Annotated in this window: 16 protein-coding genes; 15 read left to right on the top strand and 1 reads right to left on the bottom strand. The window is 66.2% G+C overall.

The features are described 5' to 3' along the window. Positions 1-93: 93 nt before the first annotated feature. Positions 94-1,002 carry a LysR family transcriptional regulator gene (locus tag WJ542_RS30620; protein ID WP_411193282.1) on the top strand — a complete coding sequence of 303 codons (909 nt, stop codon included), beginning with the start codon at positions 94-96 and terminating at the stop codon, positions 1,000-1,002. A 217-nt stretch (positions 1,003-1,219) separates the two neighbouring features. Continuing rightward, positions 1,220-2,113 (top strand): IclR family transcriptional regulator, encoded by an 894-nt coding sequence (locus tag WJ542_RS30615; protein WP_411193571.1) that lies wholly within the window; start codon positions 1,220-1,222, stop codon positions 2,111-2,113. 69 nt (positions 2,114-2,182) lie between these two features. Here the strand turns inward: WJ542_RS30615 and WJ542_RS30610 are convergent, their stop codons facing one another. Then, complete coding sequence (locus WJ542_RS30610; RefSeq protein ID WP_411193281.1) at positions 2,183-3,256, bottom strand: porin; 1,074 nt, start codon at positions 3,254-3,256, stop codon at positions 2,183-2,185. Between the two features lie 435 nt (positions 3,257-3,691). Between WJ542_RS30610 and WJ542_RS30605 the strand changes: the two genes are divergently transcribed. The 13 genes from WJ542_RS30605 (at position 3,692) to WJ542_RS30545 (ending at position 15,684) form a co-directional block, all read left to right on the top strand. Beyond that, a complete protein-coding gene (locus WJ542_RS30605; RefSeq protein ID WP_411193280.1) occupies positions 3,692-4,006 on the top strand; it encodes a non-heme iron oxygenase ferredoxin subunit in 315 nt (104 codons plus the stop codon). 1 nt (position 4,007) lies between these two features. After that, positions 4,008-4,319 (top strand): recombinase-like helix-turn-helix domain-containing protein, encoded by a 312-nt coding sequence (locus WJ542_RS30600; protein ID WP_027794791.1) that lies wholly within the window; start codon positions 4,008-4,010, stop codon positions 4,317-4,319. Positions 4,320-4,381: 62 nt separating this feature from the next. Then, entirely contained in the window at positions 4,382-5,485 is a 1,104-nt protein-coding gene (locus tag WJ542_RS30595; protein ID WP_411193279.1) for an aromatic ring-hydroxylating dioxygenase subunit alpha, read from the top strand. Then, on the top strand, positions 5,478-6,248 hold the full coding sequence (locus tag WJ542_RS30590; RefSeq protein ID WP_411193278.1) for an SDR family oxidoreductase: 771 nt from the start codon (positions 5,478-5,480) through the stop codon (positions 6,246-6,248). Before WJ542_RS30595 ends, WJ542_RS30590 begins: the two co-directional genes overlap by 8 nt. A 30-nt stretch (positions 6,249-6,278) precedes the next feature. Then, positions 6,279-6,818, top strand: a complete 540-nt coding sequence (locus WJ542_RS30585; RefSeq protein WP_411193277.1) for a cupin domain-containing protein — start codon at positions 6,279-6,281, stop codon at positions 6,816-6,818. Between the two features lie 34 nt (positions 6,819-6,852). Further along, a complete protein-coding gene (locus WJ542_RS30580; RefSeq protein ID WP_411193276.1) occupies positions 6,853-7,740 on the top strand; it encodes an alpha/beta fold hydrolase in 888 nt (295 codons plus the stop codon). Beyond that, positions 7,741-8,640, top strand: coding sequence for an IclR family transcriptional regulator (locus WJ542_RS30575; RefSeq protein WP_411193275.1), 900 nt, complete (start codon positions 7,741-7,743; stop codon positions 8,638-8,640). Beyond that, the gene (locus tag WJ542_RS30570; RefSeq protein WP_411193274.1) at positions 8,637-9,443 is read left to right on the top strand and encodes an SDR family oxidoreductase; all 807 of its coding nucleotides are present in this window, start codon (positions 8,637-8,639) and stop codon (positions 9,441-9,443) included. Before WJ542_RS30575 ends, WJ542_RS30570 begins: the two co-directional genes overlap by 4 nt. Then, complete coding sequence (locus WJ542_RS30565) at positions 9,436-11,094, top strand: thiamine pyrophosphate-binding protein (protein WP_411193273.1); 1,659 nt, start codon at positions 9,436-9,438, stop codon at positions 11,092-11,094. The genes WJ542_RS30570 and WJ542_RS30565 overlap by 8 nt, the downstream gene beginning before the upstream one ends. Next, entirely contained in the window at positions 11,087-11,920 is an 834-nt protein-coding gene (locus WJ542_RS30560) for an aspartate dehydrogenase (RefSeq protein ID WP_411193272.1), read from the top strand. Before WJ542_RS30565 ends, WJ542_RS30560 begins: the two co-directional genes overlap by 8 nt. A 45-nt stretch (positions 11,921-11,965) precedes the next feature. Next, entirely contained in the window at positions 11,966-13,459 is a 1,494-nt protein-coding gene (locus WJ542_RS30555) for an aldehyde dehydrogenase (protein ID WP_411193271.1), read from the top strand. An 18-nt stretch (positions 13,460-13,477) separates the two neighbouring features. After that, positions 13,478-14,440, top strand: coding sequence for a VOC family protein (locus WJ542_RS30550; protein WP_411193270.1), 963 nt, complete (start codon positions 13,478-13,480; stop codon positions 14,438-14,440). Further along, a complete protein-coding gene (locus tag WJ542_RS30545) occupies positions 14,437-15,684 on the top strand; it encodes an NAD(P)/FAD-dependent oxidoreductase (RefSeq protein WP_411193269.1) in 1,248 nt (415 codons plus the stop codon). Before WJ542_RS30550 ends, WJ542_RS30545 begins: the two co-directional genes overlap by 4 nt. Positions 15,685-15,706: the final 22 nt, after the last annotated feature.

The following is a 15,706-nucleotide window of genomic DNA, read 5'->3' as shown; positions in this document are numbered from 1 at the left end:
TTGAGCGCCTATGATAGTGTTGCGCGTGGGGCGACATTGGTGAGATTGAAGAAACTCAATGTCGCCATATTGGATTCAAACGAGGGCAAACCGATGATCGACCGGCTGAGAGGCGTGGCCGAATTCGTGGACGTGGTGGACGCGGGCAGCTTCGCCGCGGCGGGCGAGCGACTCGGCGTGACGCGTTCGGCCGTGGCAAAGGTGGTGGCGCGGCTTGAGCAGCGGCTCGGCGTGCGGCTTCTGCAGCGCACCACGCGCAGCCTGAGCCTCACCGACGAAGGCCACGCGTATTACGAGCAATGCCGCCGCGTGCTGGCCGAACTGAGCGTGGCCGAAGCGGCGCTCGATCACGGCCGCCGCGAGCCCGCCGGACGGTTGCGCATCACGGCTCCCGTGCTGTTCGGGCGGCAGTGCGTGGCGCCCATCGTGCGTGCGCTGGTCGAGCGGCATCCGCGGCTTGAAGTCGATCTGTCGTTCAGCGACCGCGTGGCGGATCTCGTCGAGGACGGTTTCGATCTCGCGGTACGCATCGGCACGCTGCCCGAGCACGCGACGCTCGTTGCGCGGCGGCTGGGCGTGCAGGGTATGGGCATTTGCGCGTCGCCGGCGTATCTCGCGCGGTATGGCAAGCCGGCCGCCCCTTCCGCACTTGCCGGCCACACGGGCATCGTCTATGCCCGCGCGGGACAGAGCGTACCGTGGCGCGTGCTCGGGCCCGACGGCAGCCCGCAGGAGTGGCGGCCGGCGGCACGGATGCGCTTCGACGACCTGCAGGCCATTGCCGATGCGGCCGCCGCCGGGGCGGGGCTGGCGTGGCTACCGTGCTGGTTGATGGCGCCTTACCTCAGCGACGGCCGCCTCGCGCTCGTGATGGACAGCCGCAGCGTGCTGGGCGCCGAGGTCCACGTGGTCCGGCAGCAATCGCGGCATATGGCGTCGAAGGTACGCGTGGCGGTGGATGCCTTCGTCGAGGAAATTCCGCGCATGCTCGCGCAGAGTTGAGGGCTCCTGTCTTGGCGGAGTCCGCCCAAGACCCCGGAGGCCGTCGGTAACCGGTACGCTTCGCGCTATCATTCCAGAAGTCAACGAACCATCCGATAGACAGAAGCCGACAATGGCCAGACAAAACACGACCGGTACTGCCCGTCGCGGCACCGTGCCGCGAGGGAGCCAGGCACATCCCGCCGACGAGGAGAGCGCCGCGCGGGACGCCGCAGCAATGCATGAAAACGCCCACGAAAATGCCCCCGAAGGCACCGACGAAGACGGCGCGGGCACGTCCACCTACCTCGTCCCCGGCCTCGAACGAGGCCTGCGCATCCTCACCGAATTTTCCGCGCGCGAGCCGGTGCTCGGCGCCCCGGAACTGTCGCGGCGCATCGGCATTCCGCGCACGACCACGTTCCGCCTGCTGCAGACGCTCGAAGCGCTGGGTTTTCTCGAACGCGTGAACGGCGACCGGCAGTTTCGTCTGGGCGTGGCCGTGCTGCGGCTCGGCTTCGAATATCTGAGCTCGCTCGAACTCACGGACTTCGGTCAGCCTGTGCTCGAACGGCTGCGCGATTCGACTGGGTTGAGCTCGCACCTCCTGATCCGCGACGGCCGCGACGTGGTATTCGTCGCGAAGGCGCAGACGCACGATCCGATGTTCAGTTCGGTGAAGGTGCACGTGGGCACGCGTTTGCCCGCGCACGCCACCGTGCATGGCCAGGTGCTGATGGGCGATTTCACGCTCGCCGAGTTGCGCGCGCTCTACCCGGAGAAGCAGCTCGAACGCTACACCGAGCGCACGCCGGCTACCGTCACCGATCTCTACGCGCGCATACGCGAGAGCGCGGAGCAGGGCTACGCGTTGAGCGAGGGATCGTTCGAAACGGGGATTTCGGTGGTGAGCGCGCCGGTGCGCGATCAGTCGGGCAAGATCGCGGCGGCCATCACGGTGACGGTGCCGCGCTCCGATATTGGCGGCGAAACGCAGCGGGCGCCGCTCATCGCGGCGGTGTGCGGCGCGGCCGTCGATCTGTCGACGCGCCTGAACTATCGCCCGCGCGCCGACGATCCCACCGCGGCTCGCGCGGCGCGCAATCGTCCGCTGCCGGCGGGCTTTCTCTGAACCGGCGCGGCCGGGCCGGGCCGGGTCTGACCTGGCCCTGGCCCTGGCGCCGCGCGTCGATCAAAACGATCAGAACGAGTGGTGAATGCCGGTCAGCACGCTGACCTGGTTGCGTCCGCTCGATACCCCGGCGGTGAAGAGCGCGGCATACGCTTCGGAGTTCGCATGCTCGTACAGGACGTCGGCATAGACCTGGGTGGACTTCGAGAGCGCGTAGATGTCGCCGACCACGATCTGGGACCAGCGGCGGCCCGAGAGCGTCGAAGTGGAGGCGCCGCTCACGATCGTATCGGCAACGGTAAGCTGGTAGTTCGCGCCCGCGTCATAACTCTGGAACGTGTCGGAGTAGCCGTTCGACTGCAGCTTCGTGCGCGTATAGAGACCGTGCAGGAGCAGATTGCCCAATGAGTACTGCGCGCCGATGCCCATGTTCTGCACCTTGTCCGCGAGGTACGTCGCGGCCGGCTGGCCCTGGAACTCCGTGATGCCGGTCGTCGCCATCGACACCGAGCGGTCGTTCTCGTTCGACCACGAAGCGCCGGCCTTGAAGCCGCCGTTGTTGTACGTGAGCGCGTAGCTCATCGTGCGGCCGGTTGCGAAGTTGGAGGTGTTGCCAAGGCCCAGCATCGCGCCGGCCGTGAAGCCATAAAAGTTCGCAGAACGGAATTTCACCGAGTTCTGGAACGGCACGACGCTCGTGTCGGCGAGTTCGTCGATGTTGCCGGGGTGGAACGCGAACCAGTTGCCGCTCAGGTAGCCCGTGCTGAACGGGCCCAGCACGTCGAACGAGAATGGCGTCTGCAGGCCGAACGAGAGCGTGCCGATCTGGTCCGATTGCAGGCCCACGAAGGCCGCGCGGTTGAACAGCGTGCCTGCCTTCGCCATTGCGCCCGTGTTCGTATAGAAGCCGTTTTCTAGCTGGAAGACCGCCTTCAGGCCGCCGCCCAGGTCTTCCATGCCGCGCAGGCCCCAGCGGTCGGGCTGGGTATTACCCTGTTCCTCTTCCCACTTCGTGCTCCCACCCGCGTTGCTGATATAGGCGACGCCGGCATCCATGCTGCCGTACAGCGTGACGCTGCTTTGCGCCCAGGCGCTCGTGACAGCGCAGATTCCGGTCAGTCCCGCGACAATGACGTGCTTCAACTTTGGACTCCTCAACGTATGACGAATGACCGGATCGCTCGCGCCGGCCTGTTCAACCTCTTGATTGGCGTTGCGCCGCTTCTTTCTGGTCGGCTACACTGAACGTGTCGTGTTCCATATATGGACAAACGTAACGCCTATGGAAAGTATAGAGATTCTTTCTGGTAGCCAAAATACTTTTTTGGGACGGTGAATACCCTGTGTTGTTTTGGCGTCAAGCGCTCGGCTGGTCTAAAGAAAGTCTTTCCGTTCAAGCGTTTCGGCAACTTCGGCGAGACCCGGGACGACACCGTTCCTGCCCTCTTCCGACGGACGATCGGTGTTTTCCCCAGGGAGGTGTGATTTCTGTTTTTTCCGCGCGCCACGGCTTCTATAATGACCATACATAAACTAATGTTCCTTGTATGGAACATGAGTGTCCTGGAAAGGTGAGAAATGGCTGAAGAATGGCGTTGTGCCGGACATGCCGGCGATCTGTCCGAAGATGCGCCGATCGAGTTCAAGCTCGACGGCACCGAAATCGGCATCTACAAGGTGGGCGACGAACTCTATGCACTGGAGAACGTCTGCCCGCATGCGTACGCGTTGCTGACGCAGGGTTTCGTCGACGGCGACACCGTCGAATGCCCCCTGCACGAAGCCGTGTTCCATATCCCTACCGGAAAGTGCCTCAAGGAGCCCGGCGGTCGCGACCTGAAGATGTATTCGGTCCGTCTCGCCGGCGAAGAAATCCAGATCAAGGTGGAATGACATGCGCGAAATCCCCGTGAACTTCAACCCGTCGCTCAAGCCCTGGCTGGCGCCGCAACCGAACAACGTGGCCGGCAAGGGTGTGATCGAGCAGCCCGGCGAGGCGCTGAACCTCGTGTGGCAGACCCGCAAGGCCGAGCCCACGCAATACGAAAACGACTTTGGCGATGCGCTCGAGAAGGTATTCGAGGCCGGTGCCGTCGAACTCGAAGAGGTGGTGGCAGGACTGAACCGCGTGGGTTTCCGCACGCCCGAAGGCGCGCCGTGGACCGCGGAGCGACTGACCGCCGAATTCCGTCTGCTCGCCGAATAAGCGGGCACGCCGACATGGACGGTCAAGCACCGTCACACCGAACAAGTATCCGGAGTCTCACGATGACGTCCCCCACTTCCGAAGCAGCCGGCGCCGCCGATCCGATCCGCGCCTATCTCGACCGCGGCCTGCGTAATTACTGGTATCCCGTCGCGCCGAGCTGGCAGGTTGGCAGCGCGCCCGTCGGCATCACGCGTCTTGGCGACCAGATCGTGCTGTGGCGCGATCAGGACGGCAAGGTCCGCGCGCTCGAAGACCGTTGCCCGCACCGCGGCGCGCGCCTTTCGCTGGGCTGGAACCTCGGCGACCGCGTGGCGTGCTGGTATCACGGCATCGAAATCGACGGCGGCGGCACGGTGCAGAGCGTGCCGGCCGTGGCGGCCTGTCCGCTGGAAGGCCAGAAGTGCGTGAAGTCGTATCCGGTCGAAGAGCATGCGGGCGCGATCTTCCTGTGGTTCGGCGACGAAGCGCACAAGGAGCCGGCGCCGCTCGTGCTGCCCGAAGAACTGGTGGACGAGTCGTATTCGAGTTTCCTCTGCATGTCGAACTGGAAGTGCAATTACCAGTACGCGATCGACAACGTGATGGACCCGATGCACGGCGCCTACCTGCACGCGACCTCGCACTCGATGGCCGAAGGCGACAAGCAGGCCGACATGCGCGTGCGCAAGACCGAAACGGGCCTCATGTTCGAGAAGGTCGGCCAGCGCGACGTGAATTTCGACTGGGTGGAACTGGGCGACACGGGCAGTCTCTGGATGCGTCTGGCGATTCCGTACAGGAAGAAGTTCGGCCCCGGCGGTAATTTCGGCATCATCGGTTTCGCCGTGCCCGTTGATGAAAAGCACTGCCAGGTTTATTTCTGGCGCACGCGCAAGGTGCAGGGTTGGCAGCGCGACGCATGGCGCTTCCTGTACCGCAACCGCCTGGAAGGGCTGCACTGGGCCGTGCTGGAGCAAGACCGCTACGTTCTGGAAAGCATGGCGCCGAATGCGCGCGATCACGAATTCCTCTATCAGCACGATGTGGGCATGACGCGTGTGCGTCGCATGCTGCGCCAGCGCGCGCAGCAGGATTTCGCCGAGCTCGATGTCTGGCGTGCCCAGCAGGACGCAAAGCAAGGCGCAACGCAGGGCGCGCAAGCGGCGGGCCACAGCCATGCATAACACCGTGGCGCAGGCGGGCCTGGCCGGCCGACGCGTCGTCGTGACCGGCGGTGCGCGGGGCCTGGGCGCGGCGTTCGTGACGGCGCTGGCCGCAGCCGGTGCGCGCGTGACGTTCGGCGACGTGCTGCACGACGCCGGTGCGTCGCTCGCGGCCTCGCTCGCGGAGCAAGGGCATGACGTGAGCTATGCGCCGCTCGATCTCGCCCAGCCGGAAAGCATCCGCGCGTTTATCGAGGGCGCGGCGCAACGCATGAGCGGCATCGACAGCCTCATCAACAACGCGGCGATCACGAATTCGGGCGGCAAGCTTGCCGGTGAACTGAGCGTCGACACGTGGGACGCCGTCATGAACGTCAACGTGCGCGGCACGTGGCTCATGTGCACGGCGGCCCAGCGTTGGCTGGCGGAGTCGGGCCGCGGTGCGGTCGTGAACATCGCTTCGGACACCGCATTGTGGGGCGCGCCAAAGCTGCTCGCTTATGTGGCCAGCAAGGGCGCCGTGATTGCGATGACGCATTCGCTCGCGCGCGAGTTCGGCACCGATGGCATCACCGTCAACGCCATCGCGCCGGGCTTGACCGAAGTCGAGGCGACGGCCTATGTGCCGGCGGATCGCCACGCGTACTACCTCGAAGGCCGTGCGCTGCGCCGCTCGCAGGTGCCCGACGACGTGACGGGACCCGTGCTGTTCCTGCTGTCCGATGCCGCCCGCTTCGTGACGGGCCAACTGCTGCCGGTGAACGGCGGCTTCGTGATGAATTGATCTCAACCAACCGAACCCAGGGAGAAATCGATGGCTGATGCCGATATCGAGCGCAAGTCGTGGGACCAACCCGACGACGCCACCTTCGAACAATGGATGGACGGCCGCGTGGCGCGCTATGCAACGCGCCGCTACGACTGGGACGCGCTGAAGTTCCAGGCCGACTACGATCCGAAGTACCGCCGCGCGCAGATGCGCTACGTGGGCACGGGCGGCACGGGTGTCGCGAAAGACGTGAACACGGTGCCCGCGGGCGGCTTCACGTTTTCGACGATGGTGATTCCGGCCGGCAACATCGGCCCGAGCCACATCCATATGGACGTGGAAGAAATCTTCTTCGTGCTGCGCGGCAAGATGAAGGTGATCTGCGAGAAGGACGGCAAGACCTGGGAAGCCGTGCTCGGCGAGCGCGACCTGATCTCGGTGCCGCCCGGCGTGTACCGCACGGAAATCAACATCGGCGAGGAAGACGCGCTGATGTGCGTGATGCTCGGCTCGCCGAAGCCCATTACGCCGACCTATCCGCCGGATTCGCCGCTCGCGAAGATCAAGCGCGACCTGCAGAAGTAAGGAATCCAGATTGTCCACGACTGAACCGGTTGCCATGAACACCCTCATCACACCCGCCGTTGAAGCCGCCGCACCGCTCGAAGCTCGCCTTGCCCGCTTCCCGGTCAAGCTTGCCGACGTGGGGGGCGCGAGCGTGGCGTATCGCGAGGCGCCAGGAAGGCCAGACGATGCGCTGCCGCTCGTACTGCTTCATGGCATCGGTTCGGGAGCGGCTTCCTGGATTCAGCAGTTCGAAACGCTGGGCGCCTCGCGCCGCGTGCTGGCCTGGGACGCGCCGGGGTATGGCGCTTCCACGCCGGTCGCGGCCGGGTCGCCCGTTGCCGCCGACTATGCCCAACGGCTGGCCGGCTGGCTCGACGCGCTCGGCATTGCACGTTGCGTGCTGGCAGGGCATTCGCTTGGCGCCATTGTCGCGGGTGCTTTCGCTGCGGCGAATCAGGAGCGGCTGGCGGGGCTGCTCCTGATTTCGCCCGCGGGCGGCTACGGCGCGGCGAGCGAGGCGGTGCGCGCCGAAAAGCGCGATGCGCGCCTCGCGATGCTGGCCGAACTCGGCCCGGCGGGTCTTGCCGAAAAGCGCAGCGCGAACATGCTCTCCCCGCATGCCGATGACACGGCGCGTGCCTGGGTGCGCTGGAACATGTCGCGTGTGCTGCCGCACGGCTACGCGCAGGCCACGCATCTGCTCGCGAATGCGGACCTTGCCGCCGATCTCGCGATTTTCCAGGGCCGTGTGGGCATGGCCGTGGGCGCCGAGGACACGATCACGCCGCCCGCCGCGTGCGAACGGCTGGCGCAGGCGGCACGCGTGCCGCTGCAGCTCGTGCCGCGTGCCGGCCATGCGGGCTATATCGAAGCACCGGCGGCCTACGACGCGTTGATCGACGCGTTCTGCCGCGCGGCCGAAGGACAACGGAGTCACTGAATGACACCCGATTTCGCCAGAGCGACCCCCGGCGCCGACGAAGACCGCAGCGATACGAACTATCGCGTGCCGGGTCTGGAACGGGGACTGCGCATCCTCACCGAATTTTCGCCGCGCGAGCCCGTGCTCGACGCGCCCGAGTTGTCGCGGCGCCTTGGCATTCCGCGCACGACGGTGTTTCGCCTGCTGCAGACGCTCGAATCGCTGGGCTTCCTCGAGCGCGCGGATCGCGACCGCAATTACCGGCTGGGCGTGGCGGTGCTGCGCCTCGGCTTCGAGTACCTGAGTTCGCTGGAGCTCACCGATCTCGGCCTGCCGCTCATCGAGGCGCTGCGCGACGAAACGGGCCTCACCTCGCATATCGTGATCCGCGACGGCCGCGACATCGTCTTCGTGGCGAAGGCGCAAAGCCATGCGCCGATTTTCAGCTCGATCAAGGTGAACGTGGGCACGCGCCTGCCGGCGCACGCCACCACGCACGGCCAGGTGCTGATGGGCGACTTCACGCTGAACGAGCTGCGTGCGCTCTATCCCGAGCCGGCGCTCGAACGCTTCACGCCGCAGACGCCCGAGACCGTGGAGGAGCTTCTTTCCCGAATTCGTGAGGATGCCGAACGAGGCTATGCGGTGAGCGAGTCCTCGTTCGAACGCGGTATTTCGGTGGTATCGGCGCCCGTGCGCAACGATACAGGGCGCATCGTGGCGGTGATCACCACGACGATCCCGCGTCCGGCCATCGACGCCCAGCTACTCGATGCGGGTTTGATCGACAAGGTTCGCCGCGCCGCGGACGAACTCTCGCGACGGCTCAACTATCGGCCCGAGAGCGGATCTCAAAGCGGTCCGCAAGGCAGTACCCGCAAGGGCAGCCCGTACATGAAGGCATTGGGGATCAGATGATTCAAATCGACTTGACCGGTCAGGTCGCGGTGGTGACGGGCGGTTCGTCCGGCATCGGTCTCGCGACGGCCGAACTCTTTCTGCAGGCGGGCGCTTCGGTCGCGATCTGCGGCCGCGACGCCGGGCGCCTCGCTCGCGCCGAGCAGGGTTTGCGTGAACGCTTCCCACAGGCGCAGCTGCTGGCCGCGCGCTGCGACGTGCTGAACGCCGACGACGTGGCCGCGTTTGCCGGCGAAGTCGAGACGCGCTTCGGCCGCACCGACATGCTCGTGAACAACGCGGGCCAGGGCCGCGTTTCGACCTTTGCGGACACCACCGACGAAGCGTGGCGCGAAGAACTGGACCTCAAGTATTTCAGCATCATCCGCCCGACGCGCGCGTTCCTGCCGATGCTGCGTAGTACGGCGAAGCAAGGCAACGCGGCGATCGTCTGCGTGAACTCGCTGCTCGCGCTGCAGCCGGAGCCGCACATGGTGGCGACGTCGTCGGCGCGCGCCGGGGTGCTGAGCCTCATCAAGTCGCTCGCGGTCGAACTCGCGCCCGAGCGTATTCGCGTGAACTCGATCCTGATCGGGATCGTCGAGTCGGGCCAGTGGCGCCGCCGCTACGAGACCCAGGCGAAGCCGGGTCAGAGCTGGGAAGACTGGACCGGCGAGCTCGCGCGCACGAAACACATTCCGCTGGGCCGTTTCGGCCGCCCCGAAGAAGCGGCCCGGGCACTGTTTTATCTGGCCACGTCCCTGTCGTCCTATACGACGGGCAGTCATATCGATGTATCTGGAGGCGTAGCACGTCATGTCTAACAAAACCACCGTCGGCGAACTGATTGCCGCTTTTCTCGAACAATGCGGCGTAGAGACCACGTTCGGCGTGATCTCGATTCACAACATGCCGATCCTCGACGCCATCGGCCGGCGCGGCAAGATCCGCTACGTCGGCGCGCGCGGCGAAGCGGGCGCGGTCAACATGGCGGATGGCCTTGCGCGCGTCTCGGGCGGCCTGGGCGTGGCGTTCACGAGCACGGGCACGGCGGCGGGCAATGCAGCGGGCGCGATGGTCGAAGCGCTGACCGCGGGCACGGCACTCCTGCATATCACCGGCCAGATCGAAACCGAATATCTCGATCAGGACCTCGCCTACATTCACGAGGCACCGGATCAACTGACGATGCTCTCCTCGATCTCGAAGGCCGCGTTCCGCGTGCGCTCGGTCGAAACGGCGCTGCCCACGATCCGCGAAGCGGTGCGCGTGGCGCGGACCGCACCGAGCGGCCCGGTGAGCGTGGAGATCCCCATCGACATCCAGGCCGCGCTGACCGACTGGCCCGCCGATCTGAGCGCGCCGCACCTTACGGCGCTTACGCACGCCGATGCGCGCGTGGAGGAACTGGCGAACGCACTCGCGAAAGCAAAGCGTCCGCTGCTGTGGCTCGGCGGCGGCGCACGCCATGCGCGCGCGGCGGTCGAGCGCCTCGTGGCGCTGGGCTTCGGCGTGGTGACGAGCGTGCAGGGCCGTGGCGTGCTGCCAGAAGATCATCCGGCTACGCTTGGCGCATTCAACGTGAGCGCTCCCGTCGAGACGTTCTACAAGACTTGTGACGCGATGCTCGTGGTGGGCTCGCGCCTGCGCGGCAACGAAACGCTGAAGTACAAGCTTGGCCTGCCGCAACCGCTTTATCGCGTCGACGCGGATGCGCTGGCCGACAACCGCGGTTATCGCAATGCGCTTTTCGTGCATGGCGACTCGGCGGCTGTGCTCGACGCGCTGGCTACCCGGCTCGAAGGCAAGCTCAAGGTCGATCCGCAGTTCGCAGCCGATCTCGCGGCGGCGCACGAAACGGCCGTGGCGGAAACGGCCAAGGGTCTCGGCCCCTATCGCCGCCTCGTGGAAGCGCTCCAGCGTGCCGTGGGCCGCGACTACAACTGGGTGCGCGACGTCACGATCTCGAACAGCACGTGGGGCAACCGCCTCCTGAAGATTTTCAGCCCGCGCGCGGGCGTGCACGCGCTTGGCGGCGGCATCGGCCAGGGCATGCAGATGGCGATCGGCGCGGCGCTCGCAGGTGCCGCGGCGAAGACCGTGTGCCTCGTCGGCGACGGCGGCCTGATGGTCAACGTCGGCGAACTCGCGACGGCCGTGCAGGAGAAGGCCAACGTCATGATCGTGCTGATGAACGACCAGTGCTATGGCGTGATCCGCAACATCCAGGACGCGCAGTACGGCGGCCGCCGCATGTTCGTCGATCTGCACCAGCCGGACTTCGCGCAGTTCTGCGCGAGCCTCGGCCTCAAGCACTATCGTCTCTCGTCGCTCGACGACGCCGACGCCACGATTCGCGAAGGCCTCGCGTTCGAGGGCCCGGTGCTGCTGGAAGTGGACATGAAGTCGGTGGGCAGCTTCGAGACGGTCTTCGCCGGCCCGCCGGTGCGCAAAGAGGAGCCGCAACATGCCTGATGTGGCCAACCGGGGAGCCGCGCAGGCGCCCGTCGATATCGCGATGATCGGCTTCGGCGCGATCGGGCAGACGGTGTATCGCGCCGTGGCCGCCGATCCGCTCGTGCACGTCTCGCACGTCATCGTGCCCGAGCAGCACGCGCCGCTGGTGCGCGACGTGGTGGGCGCGTCGGTGGAGGTGGTGTCGTCGGTGGCGGCGTTGTCCCGCCGTCCGCAGTTCGCGCTGGAATGCGCGGGCCACGGCGCGCTCGTCGATCACGTCGTGCCGCTCCTGAAGGCCGGCACGGACTGCGCGGTGGCATCGATCGGCGCGCTTTCGGACGTCGATCTGCTCGAGCGGCTCTCGCTCGCGGCCGATGAAGGGCAGGCCACGCTCACGCTGCTCTCGGGCGCGATCGGCGGTATCGACGCGCTTTCGGCGGCGAAGCTCGGTGGCCTCGACGAGGTGCTCTACACGGGCCGCAAGCCGCCGCTCGGCTGGCTCGACACGCCGGCGGAGGAGGTCTGCGACCTGCGCACGCTCACGAGCGAGCGCGTGATTTTCGAAGGCAGCGCGCGCGAAGCGGCGCGTCTCTTTCCGAAGAACGCCAACGTGGCGGCGACGATCGCGCTGGCGGGTCTCGGCCTCGACCAGACGACCGTGCGCCTGATCGCCGATCCGGCGGTTGAGCGCAACGTGCATCGCATCGTCGCGCGCGGCGCATTCGGCGAGATGTCGCTGGAAATGTGCGGCAAGCCGTTGCCGGACAACCCGAAGACCTCGGCGTTGACGGCATACAGCGCGATCCGCGCGCTGCGCAATCGTGCGGCGCGCTGCGTGATCTGACGTAGCACGGTGGGGGGCGAGGCCCCCGACATGAGGAACTGTGAAATGACTGCTTTCGATACGAACCTCCTTCCGAACGGCGACATCCTGATCGGCGGCGAATGGCGCCGCGGACGCGCCGCGCCCTATGCAAGTCTCTATCCGGCCGACCAGTCGCTGAACCTGGAAGTCTCGCAGGCGAGCGCGGAAGACGCCGACGAAGCGATCGTCGCCGCCGACGCCGCCTGGCGCCGCGCCGACTGGGCCGGGCTCAAGCCGCATCAGCGCGCGCTCGTGCTGTACCGCATCGCCGACCTCATCACGCAACGTCACGAGGCGCTCGCGAACCTGCAGCGTCGCGACAACGGCAAGCCTATCGGCGAAACGCGCGCGCTCGTGGCGAGTGCCGCGAACACGTTCCGCTACTACGCGGCGTGCCTCGAAACGCTCGACGAAGAGCTCACGCCCTCGCGCGGCGACTATCTGACGATGAGCGTGTACGAGCCCATCGGCGTGATCGCGGCGATCACGCCGTGGAATTCGCCGATCGCTTCGGATGCCCAAAAGCTGGCGCCAGCGCTCGCGGGCGGCAATTCGGTGGTGCTCAAGCCGGCCGAGGTCACGCCGCTTGCTTCGCTCGCGCTCGCGCGCCTCTGCGAAGAGGCGGGCGTGCCCAAGGGGGTGCTGAGCGTGCTGCCGGGCAAGGGCTCGGTGATCGGCGACGTGCTCGTGCGCCATCCGCTCGTGAAGAAGGTATCGTTCACGGGCGGCACGGACGTGGGCCGCGGCATCGCGCGCATCGCGGCGGAAAAGCTCATGCCGGTTTCGCTCGAACTGGGCGGCAAATCGCCGACCATCGTGTTCGACGACGCCGATCTCGACCACGCCGTGAACGGCGTGCTGTACGGCATCTTCAGTTCGTCGGGCGAGGCTTGCATTGCCGGCTCGCGCCTCTTCGTGCAGCGCGGCATCTACGACACGTTCATGAAGCGCCTTGTGGAAGGCGCGCGCAAGCTGCGCGTGGGTAACCCGGAGCAGGCTGAAACGCAGATGGGTCCGCTCATTACGGCGAAGCACCGCGAGACGGTGGAGCGTTACGTGGCACTGGGGCTCGAAGAGGGCGGACGCTTGTTGTGCGGTGGCGAGCGGCCGGTAGGCGACGGGCGCGAGAACGGCTTCTTCTACCAGCCGACCATTCTGGAAGGACTCCAGAATAGTGCGCGCATTTGCCAGGAAGAGATCTTCGGGCCGGTGCTCGTGGCGATCCCGTTCGACGACGAAGCGTCGCTGATCCGGCAAGCCAACGACAGCGTGTTCGGCCTTGCTGCCGGCATCTGGACGCGCGACTACAAGCGCGCGTGGCGCGTGGCGCGTGCGCTGGAGGCGGGCACCGTCTGGATCAATACGTACAAGCTGTTCTCGATCTCCACGCCGTTTTCGGGCTGGAAGGACAGCGGCATGGGCCGCGAGAAAGGGCGGCTCGGCATTCGCGAATACATGCAGCAGAAGAGCCTCTACTGGGGCTTGAACGACGCACCGCTGCCGTGGGCCAAGGCCTGACGACAGGAGAGACAGATCATGACGATTCTCGGCATCGAACAGATTACTTATGGCGTGACGGATCTCGAAACCTGTCGGCGTTTTTTCGCCGACTGGGGCTTGAAGGAAGTCGCGCATGACGAAACGCGCGCGCGCTTCGAGACGTTGAACGGCTGCACGGTGCTCGCCGTCGATGCGAACGACCTGTCGCTGCCCGTCGCGTTCGAAGCTGGACCGACACTGCGCGAGGTGACTTGGGGCGTGGCCACGCGCGAAGAGCTGGATACGCTGCGCGAACGCCTCAAGGGCCAGTCCGGCTATACCTCGACCGACACGGCCGTGGGCTGCTACGACCCGGCCGGCATGGCGATCCGCATTGAGGTTACCCGCAAGCGCGAGATCGACGTCCAGGGCTCGCCGTCGAACGTGTGGGGGCAAACGCTGCGCGTCGATCAGCCCTCGCCCATCTACGAGCGCGCGGAGCCGGTGGAAGTCGGCCACGTGGTGTTCTTCACGAACTGTCTTGCCGAGCAGGAAAAGTTCTACCACGAACTGCTGGGCTTCGAAACTTCGGACCGCTATCCGAACCGTGGCGCGTTCATGCGCTGTGCGCCGCACGGCGGTCACCACGACCTGTTCCTGCTCGCGCTGCCCGATGGCAAGAAGGGGCTGAACCATGTGGCGTTCACGGTGCGCGACATCCACGAAGTGTTCGGCGGCGGACTGCATATCAGCCGCTGCGGCTGGACCACGCAGCTCGGTCCGGGCCGGCATCCCGTGTCGTCCGCATATTTCTGGTACTTCAAGAACCCGGCGGGCGGCCTGATCGAGTATTACGCGGATGAGGACATCCTCACGCCCGAATGGCAACCGCGTGACTTCGAGCCGGGTCCAACCGTGTTCGCCGAATGGGCCATCGACGGCGGCCTCGACGGCAACACGCGCCGCCAGAAGAACGCCCAGGCGCCGGAAGGCAAGTTCATGACGGAGCGCAAGCAATGAGCACCGAAGGCATGCAGGAGGCGCAGGCGTCGCCCGGCACGGTCGTCGTGATTGGCGGTGGCCAGGCGGCGGGTTGGGTCGTCAAGACGTTGCGTAAGGAATGCTTCGACGGCCGCCTCGTGATGATCGCCGACGAAATCCATCTGCCGTATGAGCGTCCGCCGCTGTCGAAGGCGGTACTCGCGGGCGACGCGGACATCGACACCGTTCGCATCGTCAAACCCGATGAATTCGCAGACCTGAACGTCGAGACGTGGCAGCCCGACTGCGCCACGCAGATCGACCGGGTCGCGCGCGTCGTGAAGACGCGCGAGGGCCGCGAGGTGCAGTACGACCGTCTCGTGATCGCGACGGGTGGTGCAGCGCGCCGTCTGCCGGCGAGCGTCGTGAAGACTTCGCACATTACTTACCTGCGTACGCTCGACGAAGCCGTGGCGCTGGGCGAACGTCTGCGCGCGAGCCAGCGCGTGCTCGTGGTGGGCGGCGGCTGGATCGGTCTCGAAGTGGCGGCCACGGCGCGCAAGCTCGGCGTGGAGGCGACCGTGGTGGAAGGCGCGCCGCGCCTGTGCGCGCGCTCGCTGCCGCCGCTGGTTTCGGACTTTCTGCTGAACCTGCATCGCGCAAATGGTGTGGACGTGCGCCTGAATGCGGCGCTCGTCTCGCTCGGAGATCACCCGGAGGACGCGAGCCGCGTGCGCGCCATCTTCGCCGACGGCTCGACGCTCGACGCCGACTTCGCCGTGGCCGGCATCGGCCTCGCGCCGCACACGGCACTCGCGCAGGACGCGGGCCTCGCGGTGACGGACGGCATCGTGGTGGACGAATACGGCGCGACGGAAGACCCGTACGTGTTCGCCTGCGGCGACGTGGCCAATCATCCGAATGCGTGGCTCAAGCGGCGCGTGCGGCTGGAGTCGTGGGCCAACGCGCAGAACCAGGCCATTGCGGCGGCGAAGGCCGTGCTGGGCGTGAAGGTTCCGTACGCCGAGATTCCGTGGTTCTGGTCCGACCAATACGACGTGAACCTGCAGATCCTGGGCGATCTGCCCGCGGACGCCGAACTGGCGGTGCGCGGCAACCTCGACGAAAAGCGCGCGACGCTCTTCTTCGTGGAGCACGGCAATCTGCGCGGCGTTATCGCGATCAACGCCGCGCGCGACCTGAAACTCGCGCGCAAATGGATGAGCCAGGGCCGTGCGGTCGATCTTTCGACCCTGACCGACACCAGCAAGGCACTTGCGTAGACCAACGAAACGGGAATGGACG

It is taken from the genome of Paraburkholderia yinzeri (genome assembly GCF_046581065.1).
Classification (GTDB): Bacteria; Pseudomonadota; Gammaproteobacteria; order Burkholderiales; family Burkholderiaceae; genus Paraburkholderia.
This window is presented reverse-complemented; position numbering and strand designations above follow the sequence as displayed.